The following is a 21,133-nucleotide window of genomic DNA, read 5'->3' as shown; positions in this document are numbered from 1 at the left end:
CCGAGTCAACAGTAAAAGCCCCGTATAACAGCCGAAATTGAAACCTTCTCGACTTTACTTCGTTGCCATTTTGTAGATAATTATCCATGAACAAAAACGCTCTTTGGCATTCCTATGCCCAAAAGGCGAAACCGACGTTTTTGAGAGAGAAAAAACCTGTCGGCCTCAAAAGGGGAAACGACAGCGAAATAGCTGATCAGAGACAAAAAACCTCTGAAAAGGCAAGAGAGAGAACGAGCGAAGACATGAGCAACGAACGAATCGAAACTCAGGGTTTGAACGAAGAGACCGCCTTCCGCGAGCCCGGTGTGGTGCCGACTCCGGTGGACGTGAGCGCCTTGCAGCAGGGGGTGATCAGCCGCAACGCGCCCCGCCAGCTCAGCCCCATGGGCAAGGCCCTGGCCTGGGTCCTGTCGGTGCTGCTGGTGCTGACCTGCTGGAACACCTACGCTCTGGAAGAGGCCAAGCGCATGATCATCGGCGACGATGCCGTGCCCATGGCCTCGGGCAACGGCGGCGACGAGATCTTGGACGATCTGGATGACGGCGACACCAGCCAGATGGCCAACAAGAGCGATGACGCCGAGGCGGCCGACGAGGGGTCGGAGGACGGCGATGAGCCGGCCGACACCGGGGACGACGCGGCCGCTGACGATATCGTCAGCGAGGCAGATATGCAGGCATATCTGCCTGAAAATCTGCTCGATGCCGAAAAGGTGCTGCCGCAGCTGTCCGACGACGCTCAGCAGAAGAAGACCGAGGGTATCCAGAACGCCGCCTCCCACAGCGACGAGGAACTGGCCGCCGCCTTGGGTGCGCGCGCTGCGTTCTCGCTGAGCGCCACCGGCGCCTGGCGCGCCTCCGACGAGGCCTTCCAGGTGGCCGCCGGCTCGCTTACGCTCGTGCCCTCTCTGGGCAATCTGGCCCTCAGCCTGGAGGGCGGCTACCTGGGCGGCGCCGAGGACGCCGATGCCGTGGCCCTCACCTTCACCGCGCCCTACCTGTACCAAAACGCCGCCGGCGAGTGGGTGCGCACGAACTCCGCCGAGGACTGGAAGGCTCACGGCGGCGAGGCCGCCAATGCCCGCGCCGTCCTCAGCTTCCCGGGGCTGCCCGCGGGCTGGACGGTGTACACCGAGCACATGGGCCAGTACCTGAAGCACACGGCCGAAGAGGCCGCCGCCGGTCTGTCGGGCACCATCGTGGTGCGCTTCGACGGCGTGCAGGACGAGCACGGCATCACGGTGAACGAGACCCGCGGCCAGCTGCCCGCGGGCACCGCGCTGCCCGGCGCCATCGCCACGCTGACCGAGAACACCCCGGCCGCCGAGGCTGTGGAGGTGTCGGTGGCGGCCACGGTGAACTCCTACACCGCGCCGCGTAACGAGGACGGCACCCCCATCCTCGCCGATGACAACAAGACCCGCAAGATCGAGGACGTGCGCTACGTGGCCGCCGAGGACGCGCCGGTCACGGTGAAGCTGACCAACGCCGAGCCGCAGGTGGCCCTGACCACCAAGGTGGAGCCCGTGGGCGAGCCGGTGATGGAGAACGGCACCGGCTGGATGGCCTATCTTATTACCTTGGAATCCGCCAAGGGCGCCATCGCCGAGAAGGGTTATACCCTGCGCGTGGCCGACCAGCCCGACACCGCCGAGGGCGCCGGTGCGGTGAACGCCGCCGGCATCGTGGCCTTCGACGCCACGGGTCTGACCGCCCAGGATCTGGCGACGGTGAACCCGGCCGACCCCGCCACCGCCGAGGCGCTTCTGGCCGAGGCCGACAAGGATAAGCCCGAAGAGAAGCGGCGCGCCCTGGCCGCGGTGACCCCCGTCTCCGACGGCGTCGCGGATGTGGCCATCGCCACGAATGAGGGCGACGCGCTCACCTACGACGCCATGGAGGGCAAGGCTGAGAACAACCGCGTCATCTATGTGGCCGTGCCCTATGCGGAAGGCGCGCTCACGGTGCCCGCCATCGAGGTGGCCCCCGAAGCGGTCGAGGGCGACAACGCGGAAGGGGAGGGCGACGCCTCCGAGGGGGCCGAGCCTACCGAGGTGCCCGATCCCGACGCTACCACCTACAACCCCGAGACCTTCGCGCTCACGCTGACCGCGGCGGTGAACGTCAAGGCGGTGCAGGAGGAGAACGTGGCCGGCGCCGCCACGGTGAACGACACGTTGGCCGACGAGGATGCTACCTATATATATAGTATAGAGTCGCAGACCGTCACCTTCCCGAAGCCGGCGGCCCCCGAGCCCGTCGAGCCGACCGAGCCCGAGCCTAGCGACGAGCCCGCGACCGATGAGCCCGCGACTGACGACGAGCCTGCCGCTGACGAGTCGACCGACGAGCCGGCCGCTACCGACGAGCCCGCTGCCGAGGACGAGGCCGCCCCGGCCCCCGAGCCCGTGGATCCCGACCCCATCCTGAACGCCTCGCTCGAGGAACTGATGATGCCGCTCATGGCCTTCGGCATCGACACCTATGCCCTCGCTCCTTCCACGAGCACCGGCGGCGTGCTGTCCGATACGCTGTTCAATCCCGCCCTGGTTGTGGACAAGGTGTCCACGGCTCTCGGTTCCGATACCTATTTGGTGAATAATCAGGAAAAACCGACGATTTCGATGCAGGTGGAGTCCAGTGGCGGACAGGGTTACTGGGGCGGTTGGAGCCTTTATGGTGAAAACTACTTTGGCACTTACGTCAACAATACCTACAAGCAACCTACTACGGCGAATGGTATGACCTATGCCAGCGCTGATGCCGCTATTGCCGCTGCTGAGAACCCGGCTGGTGTGGCAGGCCTTACGGTGTCGGCGGCTTATAAATCGCGCGTGGAAGCTGCTGAGGCCAAAGGCGATACCAATCTTGTGAAGTCGCTGAAGCTCGAAGACTACAATCAACAGATGGATGCTCTGGGCTACCAGAAGTTGGGTACCCGACTGTACCTGCATGTTCCCTACTTGTACTATGATGCTGCCAGCGGTGCCACCATGTCCACCTACGAGTACAGTGACTGGAAAAGCAAGGGGGGAGCCTACAATCAGCAGACGGGCGAGCCCATGGAGCCTTCCAAGCACCAGCTATTCGCGGTGGAGTTGCCCAATGTAAACAATCTGCAAAACAATTGGAGTGTTTACCTCATCTTCACCCATGAGGGCGATGAAGTGAAAGTGAAGCTGGACGGTTTTCTCTCTTCGGGTGGTTTAGATACTTCAAAAATTCAAGACTTCGACAAATATCCCGAGCTTGATGGTCTGAATTTCATGCGTGGCGTGACGGGCAAAATCATGTTCGAGTGGCACGGCTCCACCGTGGGGTATCCGGCCGAGGATAATCCGAGCGGCACCGCTACCGGGTATGATGAAAAAATGCCCAAATATCAGTTGAACTCGAAGGTGCCCAATGGTGTGGTGAACATGATCGGCAATCTGCCCGAGAACGCGGGTGGCACCATCTACTATGGTGGTGAGGCTGGCGTGTGGACCGAGAATGTACTTGGCGTGGATAAGTACTGGTATCCCGCGGGCGGCCGCGGCGAGAAGCTGGTGGCCGAGATGGGAAAGGGCTATGGTGGCAAGTCCCGTAAACTGACGCTGTTGCGCACGAACCTGAATTGGGACACCACCTACGAGGCCATCTCCGACAACGTGCTGTTCGACCGCTACAACTATATGGTGTACAAGGTGGACACGAAGAACTCCTCCACCGGCAACTCCGAAGTGGACTATCTGGAGTACTTCTTCCGTCTGTTCAACACCTCGGACAACGGCAACCAGGGCATCACCAACCAGGACCTCATGCAGTGGAAGTACGACCCGGCCACCGGTTCTATCGACAAGAACACCTTCGGCCAGGTAACGCGCACTCCCTCGCTTGCGGCCGATGGCGATGACGAGCCAGCGGCCGATAACTCCATGTACATCGGCAAGCCCAACGAGGGCGGCGTGCTCATTTACAACACCACCGACTGGCTGCAGAAGGACTATGACGAGCTGGATATGCGCACCTTCGCGAATATCGACTCCATCAACACCCGCGCCAAGAGCCGTCCGAAGAACTATGTGGATTCCTATGATAAAGATGGCAAGCTCATCGGCAAGAAGATCGAGTACGACACGAGCCACGACGACGATTACCCCATCGTGGACGGCAAGATCGACCCGACCACAAAAGCGGAATTCAAATACCCCGCCGTTTCCATTCCCTACCGCACCAACGGCCAGTCGGGTCTGGTGAACTTCAACGTGTACAACGATAAGGACGAGAACAACAATCCCGTGAAGCCGGAGTACAGCGGCGGTCATCTGTACCCTGAGAACCGCATTCCCGCTGAAGACACCAGCGGTGCGGCTGATTCCCACTACAGCTTCCTGTTGGCCTCGCCCTACACCACCAACATCAACCTGAAGTCGGGCGCGGTGGGCAACGCCTACTACGTCACTCTGGGTGCTGTTACCACCATCAGCTTCGGCAAGCTGGGCGTGGGCAAGGACTACTCCTGGTCGAAGACGAACCCGTCCTTCGAGTCGCCCTTCGGCGTGCCCGAGTCGTCCATGACCGGCGAGAAGGCCGTCATCGACACGTGGCAGCCGCGCAAGAACGCCGGCGGCACCATCATCGGCTTCGATCAGCGCGAGAAGCCCGTGGAGACCCGCACCACCACCAACACCTTCTTGGGCTATCCCTTCAGCTACAAGATCAAGAACTTTACCACGGAAGGCAACATGCCGCTCTACGGTGAGCAGGCCCTCTCGCTTACGGCCGGTCCCGAGATCCTGGACACCCTGCCGAACAACTTCCGCTTGCACAATTTGGAGCTGTTGGTAGACACCGACTACGAGCTGGGCACCGACAAGAACAAGCCTCTGGAGGAGTACTTCAACACCCACAAGGGCGACTTCACCGAGCAGATCAGCAACCTGCCCGGCGGCGCGCTGAACGACTCGGCCGTGGCCCAGTTCGAAATTGCCGTGACGGGCACCTCGGAAGAAGAGGGGGACGCCAACAAGGAAGAGCACTACTGGGTGAATCTGGGCATGCCCAGCTACCTGAAGTCCGAGCAGGTGACCAACGAGAACGGCGAGACGGTGTGGCGCCACACCTATCGTTTGGGCGGCGACGATGACGACCGCTCTGCCAGCCTGGCCGCCAAGATGGAGGCGCGCGGCATCTCGCCTATTCCCGGCATCGCCACGAAGCTGACGCCCGAGAGCGACGAGATTATCGCGTTCACGGGCCGTATGCGCATGCAGCTGGTCACGCCCATCGACATCGAGAAGGACGAGCAGGGCAACCCGGTGCCCCTGCCCATCGCGGTGAAGGTGACCGGATCCATGCTGGTACCCCAGACCGACTACAAGAACACCACCAGCGTGAAGTACGGCCAGCGCACGTGGAACCACGCGGCCCAGAACTACACCTCGAAGGTGCAGACCTCCGAGCAGTCCACCGCCACCTTCCTGCAGGATCGCACCTGGACGCCGCCGAAGCCCACCGTGTCGGCCACGGCCGTGGCCATGGCCAGCCAGCTGTACGACCCGAAGAGCGCCATCAGCTCCAGCGATCCGGATGTGCAGCCCATCCTGTCCCGTTCGGGCGCGGGCTGGCGCTTCACCCTGGGCAATGGCGACAACTCCATGATGGACCCAGCCACGTTCACCGTGGGCGACATGTTCACCCGCAACGACGTGAACGGCAACCAGGAGGCCGCGGGCTTCACTACCGATTGCGTGGGCCTGTCGGAGGACCTGCTGAACGCCGGCACCATCACCTCCATCACCATCCGCTCGCTGTCGCAGCTGGGCAACGGCGCCATCACCACCACACCGACCACCTACACCGGCGAGGCATTGCAGAAGATGCTGGACGCCCATCGCGTCACCTTGGCCGACGGCACCCCCAACGGCGTGACGCTCACGCCGGAAGTGTGGCTGAACCAGTACTTCAGCTCCATCAGCGTCGAATTCGAGCAGTTCAAGGGCACCCACGAGCTGTCGGGCAAGAAGATGTACGTGGAGATCAACGGCACTCCCGAGGAACTGGCCACCATGGCCATGACCGGCGTGTTCACCACGAGCTACGAGAAGTACTCCACCACCTTCGGCGGCCGCAACGTGAAGGCCTCGGCCACGGCGTCGTTCACGAGCCGCAAGGCCCCCTACAACCTGCAGGTGGTCACCGAGGGCATGCGCGAGAGCCAGACCTACGGCGATGCCGAGGCGCTTCTGGGCAACTGGGAGTACCTGCGCAATGCCGACGGCTCCATTCGCTGCGACAAGAACCACACCCACCAGGGCTCCTATAAGAGCCAGGACGGCTGCCGCCCCCTGATCGAGAAGGACACCCAGAACAACGACAAGGTGTTCGAGGGCTACATCGGCGACCCGGGCACCGGCTGGCGCGTGAACGTGTCCAACGACTCCAACTTCGCCATCGGCAACGCCGTGATCAAGGGCGGCGTGGTGCTGAAGGACTCCCAGGGCGCGGGCATTCCCGTGTCGTCCACCGAGACCGAGGATCGCAAGATCCCCTTCATCACCAACGGCCGTACCGACTACAACACCCAGGCTTTGGTGATCAGCCCCGCGCTGTGGAAGACCACCACGGTGACCGAGGACGACGGCGAGGGCAACTCGGTGACGAAGGACGTGTTGAAGGGCGGCGTGCTGGCTGACCTGAAGCTGGAGTACTTCGATGCCACCAACCCCGATCCGAACCAGGCGCCGCAGTACCTGACCATCGACGGTCTGCTGCTGCGCGCGGCCACTAACACCTTTACCGAGCAGGACGAGGCCGCCTTCGCTGCGGGCACCAAGACCCGTCCCACCGCCGCCGAGATCGCCGACGCCGGCATCAGCGTGGTGAACGATTACGTGATCATCAACCTGGAGACCAGCAAGCTGTGGGGCAAGAACAACTACCTGCGCGGCTTCGAGCAGTACTTCACCAACTTCGGCATGGGGCTGAAGCAGGAAGACCACGCCTACATGGACGTGTACGGCACCATCGTGAATCAGGACCTGCTCACCTTCGGCGCCGTGTTCTCCACGGCCTACGCGAAGGCCAGCTGGGACACGGCCGTGGACTCCCTGGGCAAGGTGGACGGCATGCCGTACCCTGCCAACGGCACGCCCATCGTGGACGCCTATGCGAACCTGGATTCCGCGAGCGACGTGGCGGGCCAGTTCAACCCCGACTTCATCGGCCTGAACCGCGACGGCCAGGTGGAGCAGGATGGCCTGCAGCTCGACTGGAAGCGCGGCATCCTGACCAAGAGCGCCACGGGCCTGGAAGAGAAGCCCGTGCTTGATGCGAACAACAAGCCCGTGGTGGCCCCGCAGCAGAAGTCCTTCTACGACTACGAGTCGGGCTATCGCGTCACCCTGGCCAACGACACCAAATACGCCATGAGCCTGGGCGCCACGGTGGACATGGGCCCCATGTCGCACCACAGCCTGGTGGATGCCCGCGACCATTCCGACGGCGTGGAGCGCCTCATCGACTTCCAGACCTATCAGGTGGTGCTGTCCAAGGAGCTGTTCTCTGGCAAGGCCTCGGGCCTGGATGAGAAGCAGAGCTATTATGCCGGCGACATGATGGACGCCTACATCGAGTACTTCGAGATGGACGATGCCGACGCCTCCGATCCGCTGCGCTTGGAGTTGAAGGATCTGATCGAGGGCATCTACGGCTATGAGCTGAACGACGACGGCACGCTGTCCTCCACCCCGGCGGCCATGCCCGCCTGGGCCGAGGCGTTCGTCACCGACGAGGCGGGCAATCCCACGGCGACCAAGGTGGTGTCCCAGGACGCCGAGGGCAACTACATCATCGACTGGCAGGCCTGGGGCCGCGGCTATCTGAACCGCGTGTTTCTGGACTACGCCAAGTTCAACGGCTGGGTGAACGAGAACACCGGCGCCTATGTGGAGTTCCACGGCAAGAACACCAACCGCGGCACCTTCCAGCTGGACGCCAAGTTCAAGACGAAGCAGGCCATCGAGGAGTGGACCCGTTCCTGGACGAGCAGCGTGGCCCTGCACGCGGTGCTGCCGCCGGTGCGCCCGAATTCGGCCATCGGCGCCTACGGCCATGAGGCCAACGCGAGTGCGCCCGGTACGCCGGACGTGGCCACGAAGCACGTGAACCAGCAGACGTTGTACGATCACCCGTCGAACTCGGTGGCCGACCGCACCAACTTCGCGCAGAACTATTACAAGCAGTACCCGGCCGTGTCGGGCGAGATCAAGGTGGACAAGCCCATCGCCTACCGCGAGGAGCGCAATTCCGGCTACCGCGCCATCGTGACCAACAAGTCGGCCTACCCCATGTACATGGGCGCGAAGTTGACCATCGGCAACCTGGTGCCCCGCTGGGACAGCTTCGGCAAGGCCCTGGACGAGACGCTGTCGTACCACGCCACCGACCTCACACTGTCGGAAGGCCTGCTGAACCACGCGAAGGTGGACTACATCACCGTGCGCCACATCCCCGCGAACAGCAAGGTGGCGAGCGGCTCGGGCTCCGGTAAGCTGAACGGCCAGTACGTGGTGCCCAGCGGATCGAACAACCAGATCGTGGTGGGCGGCAACATCGGCCTGGTGGCTGTGACCGGCGCTGCCGTGGCCACGCTGGACTGGGATACCACGCTGAAGAAGTACTGGGATACCGACGGCGACGGCGCCTGGGACGGCGGCAACGTGACCATCCCCGCCATCGAATGGCTGAACAACGACGCCTACTATTTCGAGGTGCACTTCAAGCGCATCGACGCCAATGTGACCGAGGCCGACAAGGCCTGGGCCGACGTGTTCGGCTACGCCATCGACTCGGCCAACGTGTCGCTGGCTACCGACCCGTATCACGCGGAGTCGAGCGACTATAACCCTAACTTCAATCAGCGCGATGTTGTGCACATTGGTTCGAACCACTCGTGGGGCTGCCCGGGCGGTGGCTATGGCGTGTCGGGTCGTGATCCAATTGCTAGCGATCACGGCGGTATCGACAATCGCTATCTAGGCTACAACGCTTACGTGGGCAACTACTACGTATGCATCCAGGCCGACTCGCGCCTGAAGGCCACCTATCCCAACAAGGATTGGGATCTGGCCGGCAAGCCGGGCGCGGTGAGCCCCGACGGCGAGCTGACCTATTCCGACGACCAGGCGAACCTGTACGCCATCGCCGGCATGCCGAACATGGCGCTGACGGCTAAGGCCTACTTCGATGCCGGCAAGACCGCCGATGAGGCCATGAACGATCTGGCTCCCTTGAACCTGAGCTCCCAGAACGACAACGGGGGCGCGAAGGCCTACTGGGGCGAGGACGGCGCAGCCTACCGCTTCAGCTTCAGCAACACGGGCCGCGCCGTGTTCGAGAGCGAGCTGCAGATCGGCACCACGAACCGCAAGAACTACCAGTACGCCGACGGCACCACCGACAACGGCTTCGTGCCCACAGGCTCCAGCGTGTCCTACGAGCTGGTGGCCAACCGCGACGACGTGGAGGAATACGAGAACGTGGTGCGCGGCTTCCAGACGAAGAACATCATGCTGTCGGCCGACCTGTTGGCGTCCGCCGATGTGAAGGAGATCGAGGTCCAGTACTTCCCGCGCGGTTTGGCCGCTTCCGGTCCTCTGACCGCGGTGCCGGCGAAGCAGACGAAGTACTTCGCCCTGGGCGATACCCGCGATATCATCACCCATCAGGTGCGCGTGGGCGGGGCCGTGGGCACCGACGCGCCGCTGGTGACCCATACCGGCGTGGTGCAGCTGCCCCGGGCCGATTACACCGATGAGGATGGCAACACCGTGGTCGGCTTCATCAACGGCGACGGCAACCTGATCATCCCTTGGGACGAGTGGGGTCAGGGATACGTGACCAACGTGGTCATCCGCTTCAGCCACATCGATGTGGATGCCGGCGCCACCAGCAAGAACGGCCAGAACGCCTATGTGGATCTGTGGGGCGAGGCCAACAACGTGAAGGACATGCCGTTGTCCACTTGGTTCGGCTGCACCTACAAGTATGACGGCTGGCACTACATGAAGGACGAGCCGACGCGTCCCTACGGTGCAAATGTGGCCAACTACAAGTTGGAGACTTGGCCTAACAAGTGGAACAACGGATCGAGCTCTCCCTACGGACACATCACTGGCTATACGCGCGTTGGAGATTTTGTTCAATACGCTTTTGGCAATACTGGCTGTCCTCAGTATAAGCGCTGCGTGGCCGAGTGGCAGACTTACTGGCGCGGCGCGAACGTGTACCAGTCGGGTGACGCCACGGCCTGGATCTACGGTCGTCCCTATGAATCGGACGAGCAGATCACGCCCACCACGTTCATGCGCTCGACCCATCCGGCCTCCGATTCGGGCTACGACGACTACACCGACGGCACCGATCAGACTGGCAGCAAGTTGCAGCGCGCCCAGACCACTACGGCCTACTATGAGGACGAGGGCTCGGGCTTCCGCTTCACCCTGCGCAACGAGGCCCAGAACGATCCGGTGAATACCAACATCGCCTTCGACATGAAGAAGGCCTACTTCGCTACTGAGGCCATTCCCTTTGTGGAGAAGATGGTGAAGGACGAGGACGGCAACGCGGTGAAGGCAGGGGAGTACGTGAACTTCACCACCGACGCCGTGGTGGTGTCCAAGGGCGTGTTCGATCGCTCGCGCCCCGTGGACCTGTCGCTGTTCTACCGCGTCTACGATGCCGCGGCCGACGAGCATATCACCGTGCAGGGCGCCGACCTGATCGCCCTGACCGCCGGCGAGGTGACCCCCGATCCCACCGATACGACGGCCGAGAACCCCTATTCCGGTGATGACTGGGTGAGCACCGTGGCCGTGGAGGACGGCTTGGTGACCGCTCGCAACGCCGCCGGCGAGGTGACGCTGTACCGCGATGCCGACGGCAACGTGATCATCAACAAGGCGACCTGGGGCGGTCACTACTTCCGCAACGTGGAAACCCACCTGCGCGACTTCAAGGCCAATACCACCGCCGCTGAGAACGCCTTCATCGAGTTCTGGGGCACGGGCACCTATCGCTGGGTGGACAACTCGGGCATCTCCCAGGCGGCCAACAACACCATCTACGCCACGTTCCGCTCGGACTGGCTGACCAGCTGGTGGAACAACAACACCCAGAACCGCTACGATGCGGCCCAGAGCAACCGCGGCTCCATCACGTCGCTGAACAGCAACTTCGCGGTGACCACCATTTACGATAGCCAGATCAAGAACTACGACTACCCGGCCGTTATCGGCAGCAACAACTACAGCGGGTACTCCACCTACAACCCCTATTCCACCTACCGCGGCTACTGGTTCAACCCGGTGGTGGCCGGCTCGCCCACCACGGCGAATTTGGCCAACCATCCCTCGGCCCACCAGTACAAGGACGCCTCGGTGGGCGGCAAGGCGTCGTACAACTACACCACCTGGGCGCGCCTGAACGTGGCCCTGCAGCCCGTGCGCCCGAAGGTGGAGATGTACTCCTACAACAACGCTGGCACCTGGAACCTCAGCCTGGATCAGCTGGGCGCCAACGCCGTGGAGGCGCCGCAGAAGCGCGCCACCACCTCCTCGGCCAACCAGGGCACCACGGGCAGCGCCCTGCGCTCGGTGACGTGGGAGTCGAAGCCGAAGGCCTACTGGCGCGACGAGGCCGTGGGCTACCGCGCCGTGGTCAGCAACGACACGCGCTACGCCATCAACCACGGTGCCCGGGTCACCCTGGGCAACATCCTGCCGCTGTCCAACAGCGCCGCCCCGGCCCTGCTGCAGAACGCGGGCTTCCGCACCACGCACCTCACGCTGTCCAAGGCGCTGTTCGACGCGGGCCAGCAGCCCGTCTTCGACGCGGCGGGCAACCAGACCGGCACGAAGAACGCCATCAAGTCCATCACCTTCAACTGGTACGTGAAGGACGCCACGGCCGCCTCGTTCCACGGTACGCCCGACTCGGGCGGCACCATCACTGAGGCCGGCGCCGTCATGGGCTCCCCGGTGTTCAGCACCACCTACACCGGCGAGCAGGTGGAGGCGTGGTTCACCAGCGGCGGCGACCTCACCGGTACCATCACCGTGCCCGGCGACGGCACGCCCGAGAACCCCGATTCCACCACGACCGGCCCTCTGGAGGGCACCTCCACGGGTGACTCCGGCGACAACGGCAACACCACTTCCACCCTGGGTGCTATCACGAAGAATGCCGCAGGCGACGTGGAGCTGACGAGCGCCAAGTGGCTCGGCGGCGACTTGGCCGGCGTGACCATCGAGTACGACTACTTCGACAAGCAGCTGAAGGCCACCGACAATGCCTACGTGGACTTCTTCGGCTATGCCATCGACTCGCCCGACGTGAACAAGCGCCAGGAGTACAAGGACACCTGGTGCGAGAACCACGGTTGGGAGAACAACGACGGCAATTCCGTGGTGCAGTTCTGGGATTGGTACTACGACATCGTGCGCCTGAAGAGCGAGTTCCGCACCACCTACGATGTGGACGAGTGGAACTACCTGTACGCCGGCAACGACACCGGTGCCAACAAGGCCCCCAACAGCTTCAACGCCTACGGTGCCAACACCTTCAACGAGCTGACCAACACCCGCGACTTTGGTGATCTGTACGCGCACATGCCGGCGTCCAGCCAGAAGGTGACCGCGAAGGCCTACTTCGTGGACGCGGCGGAGCCCTTGAAGAACATCGCTTTGGGTGCCGATTCGGTGAGCGTGCCCGACGACAAGCTGCACGACTCCACCCCAGCCTACTTCCGCTACTACGGCGCGGGCTGGCGCTTCACCTACACGAACTACGCCAACCCGCAGGTGGCGCAGTCAAACAACGCCTATACCGGCCTGACCGGCGGCAAGTCCACCTGGGATCCCGATTCCTACGTCTACGATAAGGCGAACCCGGCCACCGAGGGCGCCTACGAGATGTTCGACAGCTACATCCAGGTGGGTGCCATGCCCGAGGAGAAGGTGCCCGACGGCACCGCGGCGAACACCGTCGACGAGCGCAGCGACTACGACAACGACTGGCGCAGCTTCGACGCGAAGTACGTGAGCCTCTCGAGCGGCCTCATCGATGCCATGACCTGGGATCCCGCAACGTGGGACAACGCCACCTGGCATCAGCAGGCCATGACGGGCAACGGCTTTGCCGACGGCCGCGGCAACGCGATCAAGACCATCAAGCTGACGGTGTTCCCGTCCACGAGGAAGGCGGCGGGCAACACTGGGGAAGGCGGGGCCGATTCCGGCGACGCCGACGGTGACGGGGAGGCCGACCAACCCCTGTTCACCGAAGGGACTCAGGTCGACCCGGCCACTGGCGCCACCATCGACACCGTGCAGCGTGCCGATGGCACCTTCGTGCGCACCTACACCTTCACCGTGGAGCAGATTCTGAAGGTGCCGGGCGTTGAGTATAAGAACGGCAACCTGATCATCCCGGCCGAGGCCTGGGACGAGGGCTACTTCTCGGTGCTGCGCGTGGACATGTACCACTTCAACGCCAACGTGAAGGAAGCTGCCGAGGCCACCATCGACGTGCTCGGCCGCACCGACGTGTCCGAGAAGGACCTGGTGCTGCACTCCACCTTCAACACGAACTACGGCGAGCAGGACCGCGCTGGCCATCCCAACGGCGGCCGCCAGCAGCACGACGTGAACGCCGATGCCACCAAGAGCGGCTCGTGGGACCACCGTGCCGACAGCTACGCTCTGGGCAACGACACCATCGGTCGTGGCATGGACCTGGACGACGCGGCCACGCTGCGCGCGCAGATCGACCCCATTCGCCCCCGCATTTCCGGCTATACCTACCTGTACGCCGAGACGGTGGGCGAGGAGCAGGCCTATCCCAAGATGGAGTACAGCCCTGACGGCGTGCACGCCGGCGCCAACGGCGTGCTGAACCAGCCGAACACCCCGCTGGAGACGCTGATGGGCTCCGAGAACTCCGGCTGGCGCTTCTCGCTGACCAACGAGCCGTCCTACGCCATGGACTCGGCCCGCATCACCATCGGCACGAAGTACGATGCCAAGGAAGTGACGGGCGACAACAAGGGCACGGGCTGGGGCACCACCGATACCACCACCGGCGAGACCACATCCACCGGCTCGGCGGGCCACGCCGTGCCCGTGAGCGGCGCCGCCAACAACTACGACGGCGGCGACGCCATCTACGGCGAGCTGGTGGACGGCCAGTGGCGCGGCTTCGAGATCAACGAGCTGTACTTCAACAACGCCGCCGTGGCCGCTCTGCTGGCCGGCAAGATGGCCGAGGATGCGTCCGCAAGCCGCGTGGCCACCGGTGACTACGAGCAGCAGGGCAGCTACGTGGCCCCCACGGCCGATGCCGCGGCACTGAACGCCCTTTCCGAGGAGCAGGTGAAGAAGTACCTGGCTGATGCCACCGTGGACGTGTACGCCGTGGGCCACACCGACACTACCTTCAGCGCCACCAAGACGGTGCAGCGCGTGCAGGGCAACGGGTCCTACGCCACCGAGACCATCACCGTGGCCACCAAGCCCGCCAGCCTGCTGCCCATCCACCAGATGGCCGGCGCCGCCGACACCACCCCGGCCGATAAGGACGGCAACCAGGTGTACACCTACGCTGACGGCACGGCGAAGTTCGCGGCCATCAACCTGGCGAACTACGTGAAGAAGGTGGACGGCCAGTGGGTAATCGACGTGCCGCGCGAGGCGTGGCTCGCCCACGATAAGGACTGCCAGCACAAGGACGGCGTGAACCACACCGGCACCCTGTGCAAGGACGAGCTGTACGTGGTGGGCGTCACCTTCCACCTGCCCGGCTTCGCCGCCAATGTGACGGCTGCCGACAAGGCCTTCGTGGATGTGTACGGCGTGCCCACCCGTGCTACGGTGATGGCCCTGAACGGCGAGTTCTCCACCGAGTACAAGACCGAGAGCTGGAACCGCAACGTGAACAGCCGCACCATCGACGGCGACTTCGCCAAGATGCTGCCGCTGACCGCCGAGCCCGAGCTGAAGACCTTCTTCAACTGGACGGGCGGCAAGACGGCCGAGAAGAACCTGGAAACCGACCTGGTCACCCATCGCCCGCTGACGCAGACCACCAACAACGCCGGCGCTACGGTGAACACCAACGTCATCGACGACGCGCTGCGCTATACCGTGACCCACGTGCCCTATCGCTGGGGCGAGGGCAACTTCGCCAACATCGGCGCCGACGGCAAGCCGGTGTTCAGCACCGACAACCCCCAGGAGGACGCCTGGTACGAGTACATTCTGGTGAACCGCTCGAAGTCGACGGCCACCGACGGCTATGTGGACTTGGCCCTGAACGGCATGATGTCGCTGACGGGTAGCGACGGCCTGACGACCGCCACCCGCGGCTTCATGGGCGAGCGCCTGGAGATCGACGGCTACTACCGCTATGCCGACGGCGACGATCGCAACCGCGCCAAGCTGCCGGCGAGCGACACCACCACGAGCTACCACTGGACCAACCGCGCCGGCACCGTGAGCACCCTGTGGCTGTACGGCCACACCGCCACCGTGCCCCATTCCGGCAGCGTTGACTTCACCGACGGCAGCGTGAGCTGTCGCCGCTTCGTGGCCACGGCCGCCAACGCCGCCGCCTCGGGCGGCAAATACGAGGCCGGCGATATCGTGGTGCAGAAAAACGATGCCGCGGGCACCTTCGTGTCGGCCACCAAGCCCGTGGCCGTGGTCACCTTGGACGATGCCACCATCGAGGCGCTTCTGAAGCGCTCGGGCAGCTCCATCGCCTACACCACGAAGGCCACCACGGCGAACGCCTCCGAGCACGAGGCCACCCTCAGCCTGCCGCTGAATATCGACGACTTGGAGGCCCTGGTGGCCGCCGGCGGCGTGAACATCAAGCTGAACCCCAACACCCAGGGCAAGCTGGACGACATCGCGAACGTGCGTCTGGTGTACAACACCATGAACGCCGAGCTGTACGAGACCTATCCGACCGACGGCTTGAAGGCCACCGACAACCCAGCGGTGGTGGGCACCAACACGAGCCTCACCGCCCGCATCTATGGCGACGTGCAGACCCACGGCACTCCCACTACCCCCATCACCGGCTTCAACACCCTTACCGTGGGCGACCGCAACGCCAGCTTCAACGAGCAGACGTCGTCCACCATGTACTACTTCCCGCTGTCCAGCTTCTACGGCAACATCGACCGGTCCAGCGAGAAGAAACTGGATATCATCAAGTACGCCGGCGCCTCGGAGGCCTCGGCCATCAAGGCGGCCGCCTCGCGCCCTGCTACGAGCGCCGACAGCGTGAACAAGGCCAACGAGTACGTGACCAACGACACGCTGTCGTCGAACCAGGCCGTGGTGACCCTGGCCAACAAGTCGGCGGGCGGCTACGAGTTCACCCTGCGCAACACCACCCGCGCCCGCGCCGACAAGACCACGCTCTCCATCCGCTTCGAGAGCGTGGGCATGAAGGCCAAGAACATGCTTGTGCCCGGCTATGCCGACGACGATCTTGATTCCAACGGGCTGTACGCCTACCGCGGCGTGGTGCGCGGCTTCAAGACCGATGCGCTGACCATCTCGAAGGCGCTGAAGACCATGGGCGCGCTGACCAGCGTGGACCTTACCTTCTACCAGCCCAACGGCGAGAAGTTCATCCTGAAGGTGCCGGCGAATTCCAGCATCCTCACGGCCAAGACCGATGGTTCCTACGAGATCGACTTCAATGCCGTATGGGGCACCAGCGTGGTGAACACCCTGGGCATCGACAAAACGCGCGAGGAGTACATCCCCGTGGGCCTCGCCACGGCTGCAAACGATTTCAAGAGCACCGCCACGATGCCGAACCGCGCCGACTACACCGGTCCCACCACGGTGAACTCCCTGGCCTACAAGGTGACTGACTGCTACCTGTACCAGGTGGACTTCCAGTACGACTCGCTGGAGCCCTCGTGGCGCGCCAGCAAGGTGAGCAGCACCCAGACCGACGCCACCGGCGCCGCGGGCAAGCTGCCTGCCACCGCCGCCAACAACGGCCAGCGCGAGAGCGCGGCCGATGATCTGGGCATGCTGACGGTGAAGGCCCGGGGCAAGGCCGACTGGTACAACTCGGTGGGCAACACCGCCGCCTACAACACCTCCAACGTGAACAACAACAACTGGAGTGCAGCCGGCTTCCTGAACGCCACCGACAAGACACTCACGCCTTGCGTGAACGGCTACCGCACTTACTCCTACTCCTCGGGCGGCAATGACTACTACAACCATTACTACCCGCACAACCAGACCCTGCACGCGCGCCTGTTCCTGAAGCAGAAGGGCGACTACGACTCCCGCGGCAGCCGCACGAGCGACTGGCAGGACAACAGCGCCCTGAACACCGCCGAGAAGGACCAGACCTCACAGAGCAGCGCCCAGTTCACGTACGACACCGTGCGCAAGTGCGCCGCCCTTTCCGTGGCGCGCCCCTATATGGAGGTGCACTCCTATGTGCGCTACGGCAGTCGCGACAACTACACCAACGCCACGGTGGGCGGCGAGTCGTCCACCTACGCCTCCGACGGCAACCGCACCGAGGTAAGCGTGCCCTACGGCAAGACCTTCAACTTCTGGGCGAACCTGAAGAATGAATCCGCCGTGTCGAAGCTGGACGACACCGATGTGAACATCACGTTCCCCATCGACTACGAGCGCGACATCAAGACCGACAAGGGCGCCATCGCCAATTCCGTGAAGAACATGTACACGGGCTTCCATCCCATTAGCTACAGCATCTCGCGGAACTACCTGAAGTGCTTCCCCGACGAGTCGGTGGGCAAGATCCGCATCTTCGGCTACTCGCCGGCCCAGGTGGCCGAGGCCTCAAAGACCAGCTTCACGAGCGATCCCTACGCCAACGCCCGCGCCAAGGCCGTGCTGTGGCCCTACTACAAGGAGGAGGGCGGCAAGAAGGTGCTGGCCGGCTTCGAGCTGGAATACACCACCGGCGCCGCCACGGGCGAATCGGTGCTGCAGGCCCGGGGTGCCGCAGGCATCAACGAGACGGTGCTGAATGCCGCCACGCTGACCAAGCACGGTTTCACCGTGGCCGATGCCACCGTGGGCGGTAAGGCCGTGAAGAAGCTGCGCATCCCGCTGAACGGCGATGGCAGCTTCTCGCTGACCGAGCAGCAGGTGTACGATATGGGCATTGAAGTGCCCACGCTCTTCCAGCTGTACGCGTGGAAGAACATGGCCGAGGACTGCGCCAAGAACGCCAACAACACGGCCGGCGGCATCGACAAGCAGACGGTGCTCATCCAGGGTTACACCGACAGCAACTTCGAGACGTCCCGCTGCATCAATGTTAAAACATATAATCATTTAGACTCGTTCCGTGAGGCCCCGCTCGACCTGCCTGCCATCAGCGGCGGCGTGATGGGCAACGGCGACAAGGTGGTGAACAACACCGAGGATGCCTACACCCTCACGCGCCAGGACCGCTCGCTCATCTTCGTGTCGAAGATGTACTTCGATACCGTCAGCCGCACCGCCTACGCCGACGTGGATTCCGGCGAGACCGTGAACGACAAGAACCACGAGATGGACGACGCCAACAAGAGCGAAGTGGACAAGGTCGTCGGCACGAAGTACGAGGAAACGGCCGATGCGCCCGTGGTGGCCGTTGACGGCAGCGCCCAGAAGTTCTTCCGCTTCAACCAAAACCTGGTGAACGACGGCTACGCCGCCATCGACGCCGCGGACATCGACGCCTACGTGACCACCACTTCCACCGACCCGGAGAACCCGGCGCCCACGCCGCAGCAGGCCTACGTGAAGATGGAGGACGGCACCTACCTGGAGGCCGTCCTCACCCGCGCTGAGGACGGCACGTTGATGTTCCGCACCAATGAGGACGGCAGTGTTGACGCTCCCGCCGGTGACACGGTGTTCTACCGCATCCACGACGGCTATGTGGCCGTGGCCACCGAGGACTTGGTGAGCACCCAGAACGGGGCGGGGGAGACCAAGGGCACCCAGCTGTATATCAAGCAGGAGATTACCGAGAACGGTAAGAAGAAAACGGTTTACTACGCCGCCGTGGTGGAACAGGACAAAGAGGGCACCCTGACCTGGTGGCAGTCGACCCGCGGCCCGGCACCCGAGGAGGGCGCCCAGGGCGAGCTGTACGCGCCCACCGAGGCCGACAAGGAAACGGCCAAGTGGATTCTGCGTAATCTCGATTACGAGCTGCAGGTGACCTACGAGTACAGCAGCGCCACCTACCAGGTCGTGGACGGCACGGGCAACGCGGGGGAGACCCTGTACGAGGCCGTGGTGGACACCGACAGCGGCAACACCACCTATGTGGAGGTGGCCGATCCCACGACCGCCGTGCAGGCGGGCAAGCAGCTGTACCGCCTGGTGCCCGGCGTGCAGGCCGGCTACGTGATCTCCGCCGAGAAGGTGAGCGAGGCTACCGAGGCTTCGAAGGCCGTGGTGAAGGTAGTGGTGTCGCGGGGCGAGGAGCCCGTGGTGGACGAGGCCGCCGATCAGGTGGGCAAGACCCTGGAGGCTGCGCGCGAGGCCCTGAAGGAGTTCAACTTCGTCATCAACGACGCCGATATCACCTATGCCTACAGCGACAGCAAGGCGGGCACCATCATCAGCGCCGTGAAGCTGACCGAGCCGGTGATGAGCGACGACGGCAGCACTCCGCAGACCCAGGGCACCGTGAGCGTGGTCATCTCCCGCGGCCCCGACCGCTTCGCCGATTTCCGCGGCATGACCCAGGCCGAGGCCCTGGAGGCCCTGCCGAGGGCCACCTATACGGTGGGCGAGGAGACCTACACCGGCTACGAGGTGAAGACCATCACTATGGCCTTCAGCGACGTGGTGGCCGCCGGCGACGTGATGGACTACAAGGTGATCACCGAGGCCTTCACCGAGCCGGCCGTGGAGGGCACGCTGAAGCCCGAGTACCAGCCCGGCTACGTGAACCCCGACACGAACGCGCCCCTGCCCGAGCCCGATAACGAGGCCGACAAGTACGTGGACGGCATCGTGCCCAAGCCCGCCGTGGCGCACCCGGCCCAGATTGAGATGACGGTGTCGTCGGGCAAGAGCCCCGACGCCTTGGAAGTGGAGGAGCTGGCATCGAAGTACCGCGGCTGGGAGCTGGATGCCGCCATCGCCGACTTGGAGGGCCTGGGCTACACCGTGGACCGCACCCTGGGCGTGGTGGAGGCCGAGAGCGACCCCGTGGGGGATGCGGCCGCCGTGCCCGCCGGCGCGGTGATCAGCGTGAAGCGCGACGGCGCCTATTCCGTGGACCGCGACCACCGCGGTGCGGTGACCATCACCATTTCCAAGGGGATGAGCGCCACGGCCACCCGCGCCCTGCTGTTCCAGGATTGCGTGAACAACACCGTGGAGGAGGCCACGGCCAAGCTGACGGCCGCCGGCTACACGGTGGACGTGGCCACCGATTTCGCCTCCAGCGACGAGATTCCCGCCGACCACGTGGTGTGCGTGGGACTCGTGCAGGTGACCACCGATCCCGACACGAAGCAGGATGTGGAGGAGATCATCACCGGCGACGACGCGCCCCTTGATCTGAAGCGCGTGCGCCTGGTGGTGTCGTCGGGTGCCGACAGCTCGTCGGGCGGCACGGGCACGCTGACGCCGAGCATCCCCGGTGCGGGCAGCACGGCCAGCGACGAGCCGAAGTACGACACCTGGGACGTGCTGAACGGCGGCACGGTCGACCCGAAGACCTCGCGCTTCACGAACTACTCCGTGGGCTCCAACGACGGCCACTCCCACTACGGGCACAGCGAGTGCTGGGGCAACTCGCTGGACGAGACCTCGGGCGACTTGGCCATCGGCTACAAGGCCCAGGGCTCGTTCTTGGTGGACTTCCGCCAGGTGGACACCTATCCCACCGGCTACCCCAACGCGCTCGGCAACATCACCTACCGTCCGGCCAACCATTCGGGCTACGACCCGAATCCGGCCCGCGGCACGGTGACGGCCAATGCCCCCGAAGGCACCTTCTTCATGGAGCAGGGCAACTCGAACTTCTACCTTACCCGCTGCCCCAGCTGCTACAACTGGTCGTTCTA

The 21,133-nt window shown here is 63.8% G+C and carries 1 protein-coding gene (only partly in view); it reads left to right on the top strand.

What is annotated here, in order from left to right:
- Positions 1-245 precede the first annotated feature (245 nt).
- On the top strand, positions 246-21,133 hold the start of the coding sequence (locus tag G503_RS13360; RefSeq protein WP_035021598.1) for a PASTA domain-containing protein. Its footprint extends 45,928 nt past the window's final position; the window shows 20,888 of its 66,816 coding nt (coding positions 1-20,888); the start codon lies at positions 246-248; its stop codon lies beyond the right edge, outside the window.

The organism is Adlercreutzia mucosicola DSM 19490, assembly GCF_000422625.1.
GTDB lineage: Bacteria > Actinomycetota > Coriobacteriia > Coriobacteriales > Eggerthellaceae > Adlercreutzia > Adlercreutzia mucosicola.
Note: the sequence above shows the minus strand (reverse complement) of the source record. Positions and strands in the feature narration are given on the sequence as shown.